Below are 18,690 nucleotides of genomic sequence, written 5' to 3'. Positions count from 1 at the left end.
CAAATAGGTGTACTAATACCTCTAATTGATCAGATTTGAAGAAGATTTGGTTAAGTAAGTGCATTTCTGCACTTAGATGAAGATGCTGCAGGCGCTGCCGCAAAAGTCTTTGCATCAGGGAAACATCCCCGTTTTCAAATGAAAGGACTTCAAATTCCACTGTATAGTGGAGCTTGAGGTCCTTTTTCTCGATGAAAATAAGTTCTAAGTAGTGCTCAAAAAATCGCAAAATGACTTTTGAGACAGCCCCTTTTTTAAAAGTCTGCTGATAACTTATGAGATGAGGCATTATATGTTATGAATATGATGTAAAGCAACGAAAACTAGATTCGTATTTTCCGAACTAGCTATTGCGTGGTGAAAATGTGTAAAATATGTTAGGCAGAGCGGTAATTATTGGTTATATGTAGATGAAATGAAGCCGCTAAGATGAGAGGGAGAGGGTCTATTCGTGAAAAAGTTTGCGTCATTATTTCTATCATTAGCTCTACTATTTTCTTTCGTAACGAACATCCAAGCAGAGGCTAAGCCTATTTCAGTTTGGATAGACGGCGAGCAGGTACAGCTTGGTGAGAATCAACCTACGATGGAAAAGGGAACGATTCTTGTTCCGGCGAAGACGGTTCTTCAAAAGCTTGATTTCCAAGTAACTTGGGATCAGAAAAATAAAGTCATTTCAGGCAAGAAGCAAGGACTAACCCTTTTATTTCAGATCGACAACTTAGGGGCAATGGCTAACGAGACGGAAATTGGATTGCTTGCTGCGCCGAAGGTCGTTAAAGGAACTGTATATATTCCTTTGCGTACGGTAAGTGAAGCAGCAGGTTATGAAATTACTTGGAATAAAGAGCAGCGCTCTGTTTCTCTTAAGGAGAATGAGCCAAGTAAAGGTTTCCTTTGGAAAGTAGAAAAGGACGGCAGCACCGTATATTTGCTGGGGTCGATACATATTGCGAACAAAGCGATGTACCCTTTGCGCTCTGAAATTCAAAAAGCCTATGAAGCATCCGACTATTTGGTTGTAGAGGCTGATATTTCGAAGATGAATGATGAGAAGGTACAAAAGCAAGTGCTTGATTTAAGCGTATTGAAGGATAATACAACGCTTAAAGATCATATCTCAGCTGATTCTTACAAGAAGCTTGGCGAGATTTTGAAGGAGAACGGTTTACCGGAAAATACACTGGATACCTATAAGCCTTGGAGCGTTTCGTCTACTGTTGATTATCTTAGCTCAGCAAAAGAAGGTTATGATTCAGGCATAGGGATTGATGCCCATTTCTTGCAGCAGTCGCTGGAGAACAAGAAGCCAATCCTAGAGCTGGAATCGATCGAATATCAGCTTAATATGTTCAATAATTTTTCAGACAAACTGCAAGAAGAAATGCTGAAAGGCTCGATTGAGAACTATTTTGCAGAAGTATCAGGGATTGAAGATCTTACGAAAATGTGGGTTACCGGAAATGAGGAGCAGCTGCTCGAGCTGACGAAATCAGCTTCATCGAATGCGGAGCTTAATAAAGCGCTGCTTACTGACCGCAATGCTCCAATGGTTGAGAAAATAACGGGTTACTTGAATGACACGACAAAAAAAACCTATTTCGTAGTCGTAGGAGCTGCACATATGCTCGGCGAGAACGGTATCGTTCCACTGCTGGAGAAGAAAGGTTTTACTGTAGTTCGTCAATAGCAGCATGAAAGAGAGAAGGCAATCGCGCAGTGAGCGTGCTTGCCTTCTTTTTGTTCGTTGTGCGATCAGCCGATATGCTGCTGCTGTTTAAGCTTAAGCTCAACGAGCAGCGCGTGCAGCTGCTCTGTCGCTAGGCCATGCAGTACGAGTCGAAAGCCTGCTTTAAGCGTCGTGAGCGGCACCATGGGATGTTTGTTGTTGATAAGCGCCAGTCGGTCGTTGCTGCCGATAATTTTGGAAGCAAGGATGCCAATCGTTTCATCCAGCTGAAGGGAGTTCGTCGCACGCCAGAAGTCATTATCGGTTAGAAACATTTGATAGACAGGGGTGAAGCATTCAATGGCGGTCGTCAAATCCATAAAATTGGTCCAGCGATTAGGCATTTGCTCAATAGGCAGAGCCTCCGATGTGATGGCGTTAAAGTTAAGCCGGTCCTGCTTTGTAACCTCAATTCCTTTGTGACGCAGCTCGCGATTAAGATTGATGACGAAGTTGTATAAATTGAGATCGTGGATGAGAAAAAGATCATCTTTTACCGGCTCCAGATTAGTTGGTTTGAGCGGATTCATCTCAATCTGAACGTCAGGCACATTATCACGAATGAAGCCAAGCACCTCAGAGCCAAGATAGAAGTGGCGCAAAATCATATAATTAGCATCTGGGCTTACGAAGGTTTTCATTCCGAAATGCAGGACGCGGTGCAGCAGCCGGGATGAGGTGAGTGCCTTAGGTACGATTATTTTGTAAATCTGAAGAACAATAATCATTAATCTCGCAAAAGGACGCAGTACGGGCAGCAGAAACTGCCGTGATCTGCTCGAGCAATCCTTGAGGTAGGCAGCCTTGGCCTCCTCATTGAAGGGAATGCTCTGATCCATAAAGATGGCTAGAAACGGATTGGGATCGTTTTTGTCATGCGGCATTTGATGAAAATAATCAGTTTTGCTCATACATTGCCCAGCTCCTCTAATTGCAGCAAGTATAAGCGCGCCGTCGTTTTAGCTGTTTTCACTATTCGTCCTGCAATCTCCGCAGTAAGCATCGGATGCTGGACGACTGCCTCGAGCCTCTCGAAGTGCTTCTCATCAGAGTCGCTATGATAAAGCAGGAATGACACTTCTTCATCGCTCAGCCCAAGCTGATCGCGAATCATTTCGCCCCAGTAGCGCGCCATACGGCATCCAAGTCCCTCTATAATCCACATTGCGCCAATGAGATCAACAGGATTCTCGCGGCTAGCACGCTGGAACAAATAAGCCGACAATGCTTCACTGCCAATATTTTTTTCGCCTGATTGGATGTGCGCTAGGTCGCCGCCGATGGCGACGTAGTTGCGTTCAAGTATTTGAAAGTCACGATGCTCATCGCGCGCATGGGCAATGAACGTCGATCGGAGATCGATATGCTCAATCGCGATATACGAGGCAGCCCGCGCAATCCACTGAGAACCGTCTATGACCTGTTGGCGGATGTTTTCCATTAGCAGCTTGTAGTCATGAAGGGTAAACTTGTTGTTGTACAGCTTATGAATAACCGGGACATGAGCCAGCTTTTGCTCAAAATCAATCCAAACCTGTACGAGCTGCCTAACGAGCTGTGCTTGAACGTGGTCTGCTTCGTTATACTCGAGATGAGGTGCCTCAGGCTGCCTCTCTTCAAACATTGGCTCTGCGATATGTCCCACATCAGCTGTGTCGCCTACAACCGTCAACAGCATATAAGAGGTTTGGAATCGACCGCTTTCCGGCACCATGCATAACACCTGCTCGCCTGGCTTCAAATGGCCTTCGTTAAGCAGCTCCTCCAGCATGATATAGATTGAAGCAGCGCCGGTGTTGCCCTTCGTATATAAATTCGTAAACCATTTCTCCTCAGGAATGGTAAGTCCGCCAAGCTGCAGCAGCTTAAATATTTCGTCGCGGAAAAAATGAGACGAATAGTGGCAAACCATCCAGTCGATAGCTCTCGGTTCGATTTTGCCTTCATCCACCAGCTCGAAAAATCGATTAACCCCGACCTTAGGCATCTCATTAACGAGCCGAATATCTTGTTTGAGATTAAGAGTCCCGTCGTCAGCAGCTTCATGAATGGTGGCATAGTCAAGCCAGCTTTGCTGCTCGGCATTATCCTTGTTGGTTCCCGCATACATGCAGACATCGTATAGATTAGCGTAGGATTTGTTGTCGATCCATTCGATGCGCAGGGATAAACCGCTGGCGGCAGGCTGATGCTGAAGAACCGCTGCACCTGCTCCATCGGATAGCATAAACCGAAGAAAGTCAGTGTCGAAAGGAATGGGATGATCGGCGACACCCTTTTGTGCTTCGAACCTCGTATTTTTGAATACGCGGCTCGGAAATTCACTGGCGCAGGAAATCGCGGTTTGCTGCTCTCCGGACTGCACATGCAGGAATGCGTTTTTCATCGCTTGCATACCGCTGGCGCAAACACCATGATGCGTGGCAACCTCCATAACAGGCAGCTTCGTTTCCGCATGTACCATACTCGCGAAGCCGGGAACAAGCAAATCACCTTGGGTCGTACCGACAGCGAGAAATGAGATTTGATCGCTCAGTGCCGCTTGGTTGCGGGAGAGCGCATCTTGTATCGCAAGTCCGGCCATTTCTGCATTTGAATATTGACTTTTTTGTTCTTTGTTTATCGCATAATGCCGAAAGCGTATTTTGTTTTGATCAAGAATGCGCCGCATCGACTTGGAGCTTTTACCGTTTATTTTGCCGAGATAATCCTCGATTTCATCATTGCCGATAGGGGGGCCGGGAAGAAATTTGCCAATGCTGGTTATATAGACGGGATTCATCAAGCACCTCCAAATAAGAAATATTTATAAGTCTTATGATCGGTTATGCAGCGTTTCAAGCCTAGTACTAACTTTATTTGGTACCGCAATTAAAGTAGGGCTTGAATATATGCATGATCGTCTTATATAATAAACGCATATCAAAACTGATGACTGACGGAGGTAACCCAGCCGATGAAGTAAGTACACGATTCCTGTAAACAACTTGTTTAAGTACAAGCGGCGTTCTCATAGCGAGAACCGGTCAGGGATACGTGCGTCGATTTGGGGATTTATGGATAGTCAATCAGCAGCGATAGATACGAGATGTTTACCCGCTAACTAGCGGTGTGACGCATCGTTATTTTCGTTTACCTGATATTCCCCTGCGTATTCGACCGTGTGCCGCTGGCCACGGTTTTTTATTATGTTTTTTTGAAATGGGGAATGTTCAATGATGCTATTAAAAGTTAAACATGTGAACAAGGAATGGGATGGCAATATCCTGTTCGAAAATATAAATTTTGAAGTCAGAGAAGGCGAAAGGCTGGCTCTGTTTGGACGAAATGGCGTGGGCAAAACGACGCTGCTGCAAGGACTGACAGGCAGAATCCCATTCGATGACGGTGAGGTGCAGCGGCTGCTTCCTCTTGCAGAGTGGGGCTGGCTCGATCAGCAGGCACAGATGAATTCCTCACTCACGCTGCTTGAATTCGTGCAGGCCGGCACAGAAGAATTGTTCCGATTAAAACGGTCGATGGTGGAGTTAACTAGGCGAATGCAAGAGGATGCAAGTGAGTCGCTGTTAAGCGAGTACAGTGAACTGTACGAACGTTATGCGCAGCTTGATGGCTATAGCTGGGAGATGAAGGTGGAGAGATGCTTAACGCAGTTAAGCTTTGATCCCTCGCTGTGGCACTTATCATTTTCACAGCTAAGCGGAGGTCAAAAGACGAAAGCACAATTAGCCGCGCTGATGGTAAGAGAGCCGAAGCTCGTTGTGCTGGATGAGCCGACGAATCACTTGGATTCTTCGGCGCTGGATTGGCTGGAAGCATGGGTGCAGGATTACCCGGGAACGGTTATTTATGTGTCGCATGATCGTACGTTTATCGACCGGACAGCAACGACTGTTCTTGAGTTTGAGCGAGATGGATGCCGGCGCTATTCGGGCGGATACACGCAGTATAAGGCGCAGAAAGAGCTGGAGCTAAGGACGCAGGAGGCGCTGTATAAGAAGCAGGAGCTGGAGCGGGAGAAGCTGCTTGAGAGCATACGCATGTATGCCGAATGGTTCCAGCAGGCGCATAAGGCGGCGGGTCAAAATGATTTTCTTAGATCAAAATCTAAGAAAAACGTGTCGCGTCTGCATGCGAAGGAGTCTGCGCTTGAGCGGTTGAACAAGGATAAGGTGCAGAAGCCGCGCGAGGACTCACAGCTGCGAATGCAGCTGGAGTCGGGCGGTTTTGGAGCGACTACGCTGCTTCGGATGGAGGACGTTAGTTTTGCCTATGAGGGGCATAGGAACGTTATAAGCAGCCTAAATCTAACCCTAGGCAGAGGTGATCGACTAGCTGTGCTTGGTCCAAACGGAGTAGGGAAGTCGACGCTGCTTAAGCTTGCGACAGGCAGCTTATTGCCAAGCACAGGCAAGGTTAGCATTCATCCGCAGGTGAAAATCGGATATTTTGAGCAGGAGCTTGATAAGCTCGACAACGAGATGACCATCCTTGACAGCTTATTGCTGCTGCCGGAGATGACGCAATCGCATGCAAGGACGATTTTGGGCTGCTTCCTGTTTACGAAGGAAGACGTATTTAAGCGAATCGGGGACTTAAGCATGGGTGAGCGATGCCGAGTCGCATTCTTGAAGCTTTATTTTGGCAAAGCGAATCTGCTCGTGCTTGATGAACCGACGAACTATTTGGATATTAGCACGCGAGAGCAGGTTGAACAGGCGCTACAGCATTATCCGGGTGCCGTTCTGCTTGTTACGCATGATCGCTATTTAATTCGCCAAGCGGCTAATCGACTGCTCGCACTCGATGGAAAAAATGAACCGAGCTTGTTCCACGGATCGTATGAGGAGTATATGTCTAAGGATCGAAGCCGGCTGCTTTCAGCGGATGAACAGGCAAGCCAAAATGAGCGGGAGATGCTGCAGCTGCGATTAACGCAGCTTATGAGCTGCGCTGAGCCGGAAGATCCAGCGGAGCAGAAGCAATTGATGAATGAAATTCGCCAGCTGCGGGCGCAAATAAATAGCTGATGGGCAGGCTGGAGGAAGGTGGATTTACAACATGGTTTGGAGAAATATGGCGTTTATAGTCTTAGCGGCGCTCATGCTGGCTGGATGTGCTGGTCAGGAGCAGGTTAAGTCTGGGGAAAAAACTTCAGCTTCAGATGAAACCTATGACTATACAATTAATGAGACGGAGGATGTTATTGCAAGGTCCGGTGAAGTAACGAATAGCGAGAAATTAGATGCTTTTGTGAGCGGTGCTATAGATCAGGTTCGGGTTGTACGTTTTATAACGGAAGGAAACCCGATTTTTTATAATCTTGCGAGGGCGAAGGATCAGATCGAGGTGCGCTACGATACATCACAGGATCAGTATGGATCATCAAGCGTAAAAACCTATTCATGTGACGGGTTGAAAAAAGAAGAAACGGGGCGCTCTTACGCCTATAAGCTAAGTGGCTGTGGCGCAGCCAATAAGCCGATAGATTTGTTGGACGTTCCGATTTAGGCAGGAGATATAAGGGAGGGGCTCTCCTTAAAGCAAACTCCGAATATACAGCCCCCACTTTCCACGTAATAATCTGAAAAAAAGAACCTTCAAATTCACTTTCATAGTGGTTTTGAAGGTTTTTTTGCAAATACTATGGGATTCTCTTACTCAGATTTACCCTTTTAGGATATCCCCTTTTTTTGTTGCTTTGAAATAGTGAAGAGTAGTATGACTGGAATTTGTAAGTTTGAAATGCAATATATGGTTTACATCTATATGGATATAAATTACAGTATTTACAATGTGAATGATGGCAGATGTTGTGAATACGGATGGGTGAACATGAAAATATGAAATTAAAGCTGGCAAGAGTTGAGAACGATATGTCGCAGGAGCAGCTTGCTGAAGCGGTTGGTGTTACGAGGTAGACGGTCGGACTCATTGAAGCTGGCAATTACAATCCGAGTATTCGTCAGTGTATCGCTATTTGCAAGACTCTCGGCAAAACGTTAAATGATTTATTTTGGGAGGCATCTTGATGAAGGTTTAGAAGCTCATAGACGAACGGATCACGTCAGAGTTGCAAAAGTATGGGCATCATGCGTTCGGCATTTTAGCTAACGAACTACAGTGGCCTTATTTGCTGCGTAGCGTTCTGTTTTTGAATCTAACGAACACAGCGAGTCTTATTTCTTGTAATTTCGATCATTTGGGCTCTATTAAGGGCAGATAACGATTCCTGAGTTCGTTAAAGATTAATATAGCCCTGATATTCAAGAATAACGACTACTGAGTTCGTTAGGATAAAGCATGAACATAAAAACACAGATGGTTGAGGTAAGCCACTATACTAGAATGCTTTGGACTAAAGCATTGAAAGATTTTAGTAGAGATTGATAATTGAGTGTTGAGTGTTGAGTGTTGAGTGTTGAGTGTTGAGTGTTGAGTGTTGAGTGTTGAGTGTTGAGTGTTGAGTGTTGAGTGTTGAGTGTTGAGTGTTGAGTGTTGAGTGTTGAGTGTTGAGTGTTGAGTGTTGAGTGTTGAGTGGATAAAAAATTTACAATTAACGGTAATAAGTATCTATAACGTTAATGATTCAACCATTACTCGGAGGTGAGCACGATCTTAAAGAAGAAAAAGGCAATATTTATCGTTGTAGCTATTGTAGTTGTTTTTACATGGATTCTTACCTTTCTATCTCCCGAGTGGACGATCCGCAGACATATACTAATGAGCTTGCAGCCTATCAATAGCTTGAAAGCGGATATTTCCACAACGAGCAGAGTCGATGAAAAGTACGGTCATTTATACAATGTGAACGGGTATATGCATTACCCTACGGGAGATGAGTTGGGAGCCGTTTATTTGAAGAAGCTGGGGCCGTTATGGTACGTAGCGAGTGTAGGGACGGGTCCGTGAGGAAGAGGAAAGGGGTTGTCCTATAAGCAATGACATCTGCTTATGGGACAACCCCTATTTTAAAAAGCACTGCAACCAACGAACGAGGCAATTGAAGCGGGGGGATTATCGATTCACATCGACTTGAAGATTATGTTTTTTGAAAATGTGAATCATGGCGGTTTTGGCTTCCTCTTCATCTGGTCCATGTATTTCAAGGTGGTAGGCATGGGTTTGGTACAAGATGATGCTAAGTCCAAGGATGCTTTTGACATCGATAAATTTGGAATCGCTGGTGCGGAGAACGATGCTTGATTTAAAATCGGCCGCCATTTGATTAATATCAACGATAGCTCTGATTCCAGCCGTCACTTGGATAACCTCCGTTCCACTATTCTTGTTTATCTGTACTCTCGCGGTATTCTGCGTGCTACGCCTGTCTTAATCGCTGCTCTAATGACGAGATCGCGAATAGCTTTCACAACGGCCTGATTGAAAACGCTCGGAATAATGTAGTGCTTGCTTCGTTCTTCATCCGAGATAGCGGATGCGATCGCCTCTGATGCCGCCAGCTTCATTTCCTCGTTAATCGTAGTTGCTCTGCAGTCCAGTGCCCCGCGGAAAATACCAGGGAAGCACAGCACATTATTAATTTGGTTCGGATAATCCGATCGTCCGGTGGCGATTACCCCTACAATATCCTCAACTTCCTCAGGCTTGATCTCAGGTGTTGGATTCGCCATTGCAAAGACGATAGGATTTTCCGCCATCGCCATAACATCTTCGCGTCGCAGCAGTCCTCCAGCAGAAAGTCCAATGAATACATCAGCGCCTTGGATTACATCTCGTAAAGAGCCTTCAATGCGGTTAGGGTTGGTATGCTCGGCATACCAGTTCCACATGCGGTTATCATAGTCAGTTCCAGCGGTTATCGCGCCGTTCCGATCTACACCAATGATGTTTGTAACGCCAGCGGATAAAAGAATTTTTGTGCACGCGACGCCTGCTGCACCGATTCCGCAAACAATGACCTTAATGTCATCAATGGGCTTATTCACAATTTTTAATGCATTGATTAGCGCCGCATACAATACAACTGCTGTACCATGCTGGTCATCATGAAATACTGGAATATCGAGTTCTTCACGCAATCTTTCTTCAATCTCAAAGCACCTCGGCGATGAAATATCCTCAAGGTTAATGCCGCCGAAGCCGGGAGCAATCGCCTTAATGGTTGCGATAATTTGCTCGGTATCTTGCGTATCCAAGCAGATAGGGAAGGAGTCTACGTCTGCCAGCTGCTTGAATAGCATAGATTTTCCTTCCATAACGGGCATAGCTGCATAGGGGCCAATATTGCCAAGCCCTAAGACAGCGCTGCCGTCCGAAATGACAGCAACCGTATTTCTCTTAATCGTTAACGTAAATGCTTTTCTTTGTTCTTCATGAATGGCTAAGCAGACGCGTGCAACATCGGGCGTATAAACACGAGAGAGATCGTCGCGGTTCTGAATAGGCGATTTCAGTTTAGTTTCGATTTTACCGCCAAGATGCAGCAAAAAGGTTCTATCCGAAATATTCACTAGCTTGACTCCGTGCAGGTTCTTAATCATTTCGGTAATAATGTTAATATCGACTGTATCCGTGACGGTAATGGTAATATCTCTTATCGTCATATGCTGACTGGTCTGAATGACGTCAATGGCCACGATATCTCCACCGGCTTCGAAAATAGAGGATGCAACCTGTCCGAAATGTACTTCTTTCGTATTCATTTCGAGACGCAGTATTACACTTTTCCCACCTAGTTTATTGTTATCCATGGCTACCCCCATCAAATCTGTATTTTTTATCGTTCGTAATTAACCTTCTTCGTTAATGACAACCTCTTTCCCTCTCTTCTTTAGCAAAATAGGTATAATTAACCAGAGCGCTGCGATAATTAAGAAAACAAGCGACAACGGTTTCTGCACGAAAATCATAAAATCCCCGTTAGATGTCGTTAAAGCTCTCCGCATATTGTTTTCAATCATAGGCCCAAGCACTAAACCAAGCACGAGTGGTGCTAGAGGGTAATCATTTCTCACCAAAAGAAAACCGGCAATGCCACAGCCAAGCAGCAGCATCAAATCAAAAATTTGTGCCTGTACTGCATAAACTCCAAATATAGAAATAGCGATTATGATCGGAATCAAATATTTCGGCGGCGTTTGAATGATTTTTGCAAAAATCTTCACCAGCGGCATATTAAGAATAAGCAAAATGAGATTTCCAATTAGCATGCTGGCAATTAATCCCCATGCAACTTGAGGATGCTCCTCAAATAACAACGGGCCTGGCTGGATGTTATACATGATTAAAGCGCCCATTAAAATAGCGGTTGTTCCCGATCCCGGTATGCCAAGCGTAAGCAGCGGAATCATTGCCCCGCCAGATGAAGCATTGTTCGCGGATTCAGGAGCGGCTACTCCAGCGATATTGCCTTTGCCGAATGATTCAGGATTTTTGCTTATTTTTTTCTCCAAAATATAGCTGAGGAACGAGGCCAATGTGGCGCCTGCACCGGGCAGAATACCAATGAAAAAACCTAATAATGAGCCGCGGGCAATCGGACCTGCGCTATCCTTTAAATCTTGTTTTGTCGGGAGGACACGCCCGATTTTTGATATTTTATCGTTGGAGTAGTCTTTTTCCAATATGGTTTTGAATACTTCGCCCAAGGCAAATAGACCAACTGCCACTGTCAAAAACTCAAGTCCGGAATACAGCATTGGAATGCTGAAAGTAAATCTTGCTACGCCTGAAACGGTATCCATACCTATAGTAGCCAGAAGCAAGCCCATTACCGTCATAATTAATGCTTTCGTAATGGATTTTCCGCCCAAACCGCTGACGGCGCATAAACCAAGGAGCATCAAGCTGAAATAATCAGCTGGCCCAAACCTTATGGCGAGTTCTGATAACGGTTCTGCTAATACGATAAGTGCAAGGACGGCAAACACTCCGGCAACAAATGAACCGATTGCAGAGATAGATAAGGCAGATCCAGCCCTACCTTGTTTGGCCATTTGGTAGCCGTCTAAAGTCGTTACGACAGAGGAGGATTCTCCAGGCGTATTAAGCAGAATAGAGGTCGTTGACCCTCCATACATCGCTCCATAATAAACCCCTGCCAACAGGATAATAGAGCTTGTCGCTGCTGCTTCTGGAGGTAAGCCGCCAGTCATTGATGCTGTTATAGGAATCAGTAGAGCGACACCGCTCATCGGGCCTATACCAGGCAATACCCCTACAGCCGTACCAATCAACACGCCTACAAAAGCAAAAAGCAAATTATGCCATTGGAAGGCGGTCACAAAGCCGTCTGCGAGAAATTGTAATGTATCCATTCAGATGCCTCCTTTTATTACGATAGCCAAGACGGAAGGCCAGGCATTGTTCCTTCCAGAATGACAACAAAGATGACGTAAACGCCGACTGCAAACAGTCCGGAGATTAAGATTGATTTCAGCCATTTTCCTCTTTCCAACACTTGAAAGCTGATTAGGAGGAAAAGAAATGTCCCGATAATATAGCCGATCGTTTCTAAGAAGAATGCGTATAAGAATGCAGCAGCAAAAATAATTAAAAACTTTTTCACATCAAGCTTTCCCGCTTTGCTGCTAGAGCCTTTAAACTTTAATACTTCGTAAAATAGACGTAAGCTTAAAATGACAAGCAGCGCCCCCAGACCAAAGGGAACGATATTAGGACCAACCTTGCTGCCGTAGGATGAAGCGCTAATTAGTGTGCTCTGCCACATGAATCCAACACCGAGAAGGAAAAATATGATGCTGGCGTATCGATCAAATGTTTTGTTCAAGGCCTTCACCTCCGATGAATGATGAAAGGAGAGGAGAGAGACCAGCTCTCTCCCATCCAATCACTCATGCTTATGCTTTTATCAAGCGTTTGTTCTTCGTTCAGTCATTTACTTCTGCATACCGAGCGCTGTCAACAGCTCTTGTACCGCAACTTCTTGCTCAGCAAGGAAGGCAGTGAACTCTTCGGAGTTTTTGTATTCGCTGACCCAATCGTTTGCTTTCAATTCTTTCGCCCACGCTTCGTGTTCAGAGAGAGATTTTAATGTTTTATCCCAGTAAGCGATTTGCTCTTTGGTCATGCCTTTCGGACCTAATACGCCGCGCCAGATCGTGAACTCTGCATCTATGCCCAGCTCTTTTAACGTAGGCACATCCTTGAAGTCGCCTTCAATCCGTTCATCAGAAGTAACGGCCAAAATTTTGATTTTTCCTGCTTTTAAATAGCTGCCGAGGGAAGAGATGTCTGTTCCAATCGCATCAGCGTTGTTGCCTAGCAGCGCAGCAATGGCTTCGCCTCCGCCATCATAGGACAAGTACTTGACTGTTTTTGGGTCAACGCCTGCTCTAAAGGCGGGTAGTACGCTAATTAAATGATCCATAGAACCAGGCGCCGAACCGCCGGCTAGTGTAACTTTTGAAGGGTCTGCCTTAATGTCGTTAATTAGTGAATGAAGATCGTTATATTTGGAATTTGCCGCAACCGCGATTGCGCCATAATCCTTCGTTATTTGTGCGAGCGGGGTAACATCCTTGTAGCCGTACGGGCTGTTCCCTTCTTTTTTGAGGTTGTTAATGAGAATAGGCGGGGAGCTGACAAACAGTTTGTAGGGGTCATTTTTGTCTTTGGTTACATATTCGGCTAAAAACACAGTGCCGCCGCCGCCGGGCTTGTTCTCAACAGTCATCGTTTGATCAACGAGCTTCGTTTCACCTAGCACTTTGGCCAAGGACCTTGCTGTCTTATCCCATCCGCCGCCAGCTCCCGATGGGGCTGTCACAATGAAAGGTTTCTCAGGATAATTAGCCGATCTGCCTTTTGATGCTGTTCCGCCGCAGGCCGTCAAACTAACAGCAACAAAAGCAGCAGCTACTATAGTTTTCCAATTTTTTGTTTGGTATCCCATACGAATAATCCCCCTTTAGTTTCATTCAAGTAAACGTATGAACGATTACTGTAAGCGCTTACCTGTTTGATATGCTTCATACTATCATCGCGAATTGGGGTTGAATACAATAACCACATAAGTTGAAAAGTAGTCATACTGTTTATTTTGTTCATAAAATTTACGGCCATTATCGACTCAAGGTACTATGTTCGGGGAAGCATGTAGAATACAATAAAATCAGCGTCCCGCGGATGAGAAGTTTTTGCATGGAGGTAATTGAATGCGATTACAAACGAGATTGATTTTGTTAATTGGAACTTTGCTATTTATTATTATCATTGCTCTTACCTTCAGCTTTGAGAGAATACTAGTGACGACGCTGCAGAAAAATGTAGGTGCATCAGCTCTGAAAATTGCAAAAACAGTAGCGTTGATGGACGTCATTAGACATGCCTTTGAAGAGGAGAATCCTTCAGCCATCATTCAACCCATCGTTGAGAAAATTAGAATGGAAACAGACGCTGAGTACATCGTCATTGGGAATAAAGAGGGAATTCGTTATGCGCATCCGCTGCCGGACCGAATCGGGAAAGAAATGGTCGGCGGTGACAATGGGCCTGTGCTTAATGGAGAGTCGATCATTTCAGAGGCCGTTGGCTCGATGGGCCCCTCCTTGCGGGGGAAAACTCCCATTTTTAATGATCAGGATGAAGTTATAGGCATTGTATCAGTGGGTATTTTATTAAAAGACATTGAACAATCGGCAGTGACATACCGTAATGCGATGATTATTTTTGCAGCCATTGCGCTGATGGTTGGATCTGGCGGAGCCATTGTTATTGCCAATAGCGTAAAACGATCGATCCATGGTCTAGAGCCTGAGGAAATCGGCTTGTTGTATCAGGAAAAGAGAGCTATTTTGGAAACGATCCATGAAGGCATAATTGCCGTTGATACAGAGGGAACGATTACCCTTGTCAATCAAACGGCTTTGAAGCTGATCGATCCGCTCGAGCAAATGGAGATTACCGGGCAGCATGTGCGCGATGTCATTCCAGAATCGCGGCTAATGGAGGTTATTAAATCAGGGCAATCGGAAATTGATCAAGAAATGACCATTAACGAAAGCAGTGTAGTCGTCAATCGCTTGCCGATATTTGATCATCAGCACCGGGTCGTAGGGGCGGTTTCCAGCTTTCGCAACAAATCCGAGCTGCTTCGATTAACGGAGGAACTGACGCAGGTGAAGCGATATACCGAAGCGCTGCGTTCACAAACGCATGAATACTCCAATAAGCTGTATACGATTTATGGGCTAATCCAGCTGGAGTCGTACCAAGAAGCGATGGATATTATTACACATGAAACCGATGTTCATCAAAATCTGATCCATTTCCTCCTGCAGGAAATTCCTGATCCTATTATTGGCGGCATACTAATTGGCAAGTTCAATCGTGCGAATGAGCTTAAGGTGAAGCTTGAGATTGATTCCAAGAGCACCTTCAAAACGATCCCCGATGATCTTAACCGCAATCACCTGGTAACGATTATCGGCAATTTAATTGACAATGCGCTGGATGCTGTTCTAGAGAAAAATGATGATAATCGAACCGTGAAGGTGTTTCTGTCTGACATAGGCAAAGCTTTTACAATCATTATCGAAGATAATGGGAGCGGCATTAAGGAGGATGTCGCAGAGCGGCTGTTTGAGCTCGGTTTCTCCACGAAAAATGAGGATCATCGGGGTTATGGGCTAGTGATTGTTACGCAGGCGATACAACAGTTAAGGGGTCATATCCGTTTTGAATCGCGTCCGCAGGAAGGGACGATCTTTACCGTTGTGATTCCAAAAGAAAAGGGGAAAGATATATGATACGAGTGGTCATTATCGAGGACGACCTTCGAATTGCACAAATCAATCGACGCTTTCTAGAGAAGATAGAGGGCTTTGAAGTCGTTGGAATTGCAACAGATATGCAGCTGGCGCATGAGCATTTAGATATTTTGGCTCCGGATTTAGTGCTGCTTGATTTATATTTTCCCGATATGAGCGGACTCGACCTGCTTCACTACATACAGAAAAACAACCCGTTAACAGATGTCATTATTATTACGGCCACTAAGGAATTTGAAACGGTTCGTGAAGCCATTCGCGGCGGGGTATATGATTTTATGATCAAGCCGGTTGTATTTGAACGTTTTCAAGAGAAGCTGAAGTCTTATCAAAAATATCATAACCAAATGGCACTGCTCGGCGGCTCAAATAAACAAGTGGATCAAGAGGGGATTGATCAGCTGCTGTGGGGGGTAAATGATCGTACGGATAAGGATTCTTATTTGCCAAAAGGCATCGATAAGATAACGAATGAGAAAATACTCTCTTTCATTCACGCAGGTCCTGAAGTATTAACGGCGGAGGAGCTTGGGAAAAAGGCTGGTTTCAGCCGTACGACCGCTCGGCGGTACTTGGAGTATTATGTGGCCAAGGGTGAATTAATAGCTGATATTTCTTATGGGACCGTTGGAAGGCCGGAGCGGGTTTACAAAAGAAAAGAGCAAATGTGAGGCTGCCATTTTTAGTTTTTCGAGAGGACAATGGATAATAAAAATAGCCCGTTAATGAGGAGCAGCGCACCAAAGATAAGGCCGGTTTTATTCTTTTTTATAAATTCCATTCGAACACCTCGCCACTTTTTTTTACTACATATAATTATCTCGTTTTTGGGCTCATTTTTCCACCTTTTTTTTGGTAAAAATGAAGCGAATATCAAGTTTGCGACGGAAAAAATGCACGCTTTTGTGCCTAAGCCTATGTTTATTCCGCTTTAAGGTTCATTATTTGTAGAAATTTGTATTTGGAGCAGCAATTGTTATAAAATTGATTGGGAGAGGCGATAAGGAACTGCCTGCTGCCAATGCACTTTTTTCTATGTAAAATTGCCGTAAAGAAGAGGTAATATTCAGGTTTTGTAGAATAATGTATGGATCATACATTTTTTTTGGAACTTGCATGTCGAATAGGCGTATTGTTGGTTAGTAGGTTCAGAATCGCTGTATTTGGATATTTTTTAGTAGTGAACCTTATGGAAAGGGGGTGCAAATACAATGGCTATCTCTCTCGTAAAAGGTCAAAAGGTAGATTTAACGAAAGGCAATGCTGGTCTCAGCAAAGTTATCGTTGGTTTAGGCTGGGACCCGGCTCAAACCAAAGGCGGTTTTTTCGGAATGAAAAAAGCGGCTAACGTTGACTGTGACGCATCGGCATTATTGCTTGATGAAAACGGCAAGCTAAGTGGCGAGAAAAATCTCGTTTGTTTCTACAACAAGCAAAGCGGATGCAGCTCGGTCGTTCATACGGGTGATAATATTACTGGTGAGGGCGATGGCGACGATGAGCAAATCATCGTGCAGCTTGATCGTGTTCCTGCTAATATTCACAAAATCCTTTGCGTAGTTAACATTTACGAATGTGAATCCAGACGACAAGATTTTGGCATGATCAAATCTGCCTTTATTCGTATCGTCAACCCTGCGAACAATCAAGAACTGATTCGCTTTAACTTGACGGATGATTATTCAGGCAAAACGGCTCTAGTCGTAGGTGAGCTTTACAGACACAATGGTGAATGGAAGTTTAATGCAATTGGGGAAGGCACTCATGCTGCCCATGTTGATATCCTTGCACGTCAATACCAATAAATTTATGTGAGAAAAGAGGGCTTTTAAAATGGCAATCAGCTTATCCAAAGGACAAAAAATCGATCTCACGAAAACAAACCCAGGTCTTACAAAGATTACAGTAGGTCTAGGCTGGGATACTAATAAATATGACGGCGGAAAAGACTTTGACCTTGATGCTTCTGTATTTTGCTTGAATGCACAAGGCAAAGCAGGTTCTGAATCTGATTTCATTTTCTACAACAACCCAAAAAATACAAACGGTTCAGTTGTTCACACAGGTGACAACCGTACAGGCGCAGGCGATGGCGACGATGAGCAAGTAAACGTTGACCTTTCTGCTATCCCAGCTGAAACTGACAAAATCGCATTCTGCATTACGATCTATGATGGCGCAGAACGCAGCCAAAACTTTGGACAAGTATCCAACGCATTCGTTCGTATCGTGGACGAGCAAAGCGGCACAGAACTTATCCGTTATGATCTTGGAGAAGATTTCTCTGTAGAAACAGCAGTAATCGTTGGTGAACTATATCGTCATTCCGGCGAGTGGAAATTCAGCGCAATCGGAAGCGGCTTCCAAGACGGCCTAGGCGGTCTTGCTCGCAACTTTGGTCTTTCTGCTAGCTAGTCATACTTATCTACCCGTAAAGGGTCGCCAGTGGCGGCCCTTTTTTAAAATATAACAATTTATAAGTAAGTGAACAGCGGAAAGTCGCAGCAGATATCAAAACGGTCTAGTAGGCCTTTGCACTGACTTTGGCGTTCAAACCTAGTCAATTCAAGGAGGAATAGAACGATGTCTATAAATCTTTCCAAAGGTCAACGCATTGATCTTACAAAAACAAACCCAGGTCTTACGAAGGTTGTTCTCGGTCTAGGCTGGGATACGAACAAATATTCAGGCGGCGGAGAAATTGACCTTGATGCGAGCGCGTTTTTGCTTCATCAGGATGGCAAAGCAAAGGACGAGAAGGACTTTGTATTCTATAATGCACTGATTGCTTATAACGGCGCTGTTGAGCATACGGGCGATAATCGTACCGGTGAGGGTGAAGGTGACGACGAGCAAATCAAAATTGATTTTCAAAAAGTCCCTCCGCACATTCAGCGAATCGGAATTAGCGTTACGATTCATGATGCCGAGTCCAGGCTGCAAAACTTTGGTCAAGTATCCAATGCCTTTGTTCGTCTAGTAGACGAGTCTTCTGGAAGAGAAGTGCTGCGCTATGATCTAGGAGAAGATTTCTCCGTTGAAACAGCGATTGTCTTCTGCGAGCTGTACCGACATGATGCCGATTGGAAGTTCCAAGCGGTAGGTTCAGGTTTCTCGGGCGGACTAGCAGCGCTTTGTCGTAATTACGGGCTTACGGTTTAATTTATCTGGCGTATAGGGTGGCAGTTTGAGGGTTTGCCACTCTAT

General features: G+C 44.8%; 16 protein-coding genes and 1 pseudogene. 10 read left to right on the top strand and 7 right to left on the bottom strand.

The features are described 5' to 3' along the window. Positions 1 to 451 precede the first annotated feature (451 nt). Entirely contained in the window at positions 452 to 1,690 is a 1,239-nt protein-coding gene (locus AC0VYE_RS30085) for a TraB/GumN family protein (RefSeq protein ID WP_475444421.1), read from the top strand. 65 nt (positions 1,691 to 1,755) lie between these two features. Here the strand turns inward: AC0VYE_RS30085 and AC0VYE_RS30080 are convergent, their stop codons facing one another. Both AC0VYE_RS30080 and AC0VYE_RS30075 read right to left on the bottom strand, forming a co-directional pair. Further along, positions 1,756 to 2,640 (bottom strand): DUF6999 family protein, encoded by an 885-nt coding sequence (locus AC0VYE_RS30080; protein ID WP_475444419.1) that lies wholly within the window; start codon positions 2,638 to 2,640, stop codon positions 1,756 to 1,758. Further along, the gene (locus AC0VYE_RS30075; RefSeq protein ID WP_441957926.1) at positions 2,637 to 4,511 is read right to left on the bottom strand and encodes a 3-oxoacyl-[acyl-carrier-protein] synthase III C-terminal domain-containing protein; all 1,875 of its coding nucleotides are present in this window, start codon (positions 4,509 to 4,511) and stop codon (positions 2,637 to 2,639) included. Before AC0VYE_RS30075 ends, AC0VYE_RS30080 begins: the two co-directional genes overlap by 4 nt. Before the next feature lie 433 nt (positions 4,512 to 4,944). On the opposite strand from AC0VYE_RS30075, the gene abc-f reads away from it, so the two are divergent. From abc-f to AC0VYE_RS30055, 4 genes and pseudogenes are all read left to right on the top strand, one after another. Further along, a complete protein-coding gene (gene abc-f, locus AC0VYE_RS30070) occupies positions 4,945 to 6,759 on the top strand; it encodes a ribosomal protection-like ABC-F family protein (RefSeq protein WP_475444417.1) in 1,815 nt (604 codons plus the stop codon). A 31-nt stretch (positions 6,760 to 6,790) separates the two neighbouring features. After that, complete coding sequence (locus AC0VYE_RS30065) at positions 6,791 to 7,240, top strand: DUF4362 domain-containing protein (RefSeq protein WP_475444416.1); 450 nt, start codon at positions 6,791 to 6,793, stop codon at positions 7,238 to 7,240. Between the two features lie 314 nt (positions 7,241 to 7,554). After that, positions 7,555 to 7,761 (top strand): annotated as a pseudogene (locus AC0VYE_RS30060) (helix-turn-helix transcriptional regulator). 574 nt (positions 7,762 to 8,335) lie between these two features. Further along, positions 8,336 to 8,641: a hypothetical protein gene (locus AC0VYE_RS30055; protein ID WP_475444414.1), complete on the top strand. Its 306-nt coding sequence runs from the start codon at positions 8,336 to 8,338 to the stop codon at positions 8,639 to 8,641. 105 nt (positions 8,642 to 8,746) lie between these two features. Here AC0VYE_RS30055 and AC0VYE_RS30050 read toward each other — a convergent pair whose 3' ends face one another. From AC0VYE_RS30050 to AC0VYE_RS30030, 5 genes are all read right to left on the bottom strand, one after another. Continuing rightward, positions 8,747 to 8,992, bottom strand: coding sequence for an HPr family phosphocarrier protein (locus AC0VYE_RS30050; RefSeq protein ID WP_339205101.1), 246 nt, complete (start codon positions 8,990 to 8,992; stop codon positions 8,747 to 8,749). A 29-nt stretch (positions 8,993 to 9,021) separates the two neighbouring features. Continuing rightward, a complete protein-coding gene (locus tag AC0VYE_RS30045) occupies positions 9,022 to 10,443 on the bottom strand; it encodes an NAD-dependent malic enzyme (RefSeq protein WP_441957918.1) in 1,422 nt (473 codons plus the stop codon). A 39-nt stretch (positions 10,444 to 10,482) separates the two neighbouring features. Then, positions 10,483 to 12,009 (bottom strand): tripartite tricarboxylate transporter permease, encoded by a 1,527-nt coding sequence (locus tag AC0VYE_RS30040; protein ID WP_475444411.1) that lies wholly within the window; start codon positions 12,007 to 12,009, stop codon positions 10,483 to 10,485. 17 nt (positions 12,010 to 12,026) lie between these two features. Further along, a complete protein-coding gene (locus tag AC0VYE_RS30035) occupies positions 12,027 to 12,482 on the bottom strand; it encodes a tripartite tricarboxylate transporter TctB family protein (RefSeq protein WP_076267384.1) in 456 nt (151 codons plus the stop codon). Between the two features lie 108 nt (positions 12,483 to 12,590). Further along, positions 12,591 to 13,607 carry a Bug family tripartite tricarboxylate transporter substrate binding protein gene (locus AC0VYE_RS30030; RefSeq protein ID WP_475444409.1) on the bottom strand — a complete coding sequence of 339 codons (1,017 nt, stop codon included), beginning with the start codon at positions 13,605 to 13,607 and terminating at the stop codon, positions 12,591 to 12,593. A 262-nt stretch (positions 13,608 to 13,869) separates the two neighbouring features. On the opposite strand from AC0VYE_RS30030, the gene AC0VYE_RS30025 reads away from it, so the two are divergent. The 5 genes from AC0VYE_RS30025 (at position 13,870) to AC0VYE_RS30005 (ending at position 18,645) form a co-directional block, all read left to right on the top strand. After that, positions 13,870 to 15,462: an ATP-binding protein gene (locus AC0VYE_RS30025; protein WP_475444407.1), complete on the top strand. Its 1,593-nt coding sequence runs from the start codon at positions 13,870 to 13,872 to the stop codon at positions 15,460 to 15,462. Continuing rightward, positions 15,459 to 16,154 carry a response regulator gene (locus AC0VYE_RS30020; protein ID WP_475444405.1) on the top strand — a complete coding sequence of 232 codons (696 nt, stop codon included), beginning with the start codon at positions 15,459 to 15,461 and terminating at the stop codon, positions 16,152 to 16,154. Before AC0VYE_RS30025 ends, AC0VYE_RS30020 begins: the two co-directional genes overlap by 4 nt. Positions 16,155 to 16,694: 540 nt before the next feature. Then, positions 16,695 to 17,288, top strand: coding sequence for a TerD family protein (locus AC0VYE_RS30015; RefSeq protein WP_076267380.1), 594 nt, complete (start codon positions 16,695 to 16,697; stop codon positions 17,286 to 17,288). Positions 17,289 to 17,316: 28 nt separating this feature from the next. Then, complete coding sequence (locus AC0VYE_RS30010) at positions 17,317 to 17,898, top strand: TerD family protein (RefSeq protein ID WP_076267379.1); 582 nt, start codon at positions 17,317 to 17,319, stop codon at positions 17,896 to 17,898. A 168-nt stretch (positions 17,899 to 18,066) separates the two neighbouring features. Next, a complete protein-coding gene (locus AC0VYE_RS30005; RefSeq protein WP_076267378.1) occupies positions 18,067 to 18,645 on the top strand; it encodes a TerD family protein in 579 nt (192 codons plus the stop codon). Positions 18,646 to 18,690 lie beyond the last annotated feature (45 nt).

The sequence above is a fragment of the Pristimantibacillus sp. Z349TD_6 genome, assembly GCF_056173205.1.
Note: the sequence above shows the minus strand (reverse complement) of the source record. Positions and strands in the feature narration are given on the sequence as shown.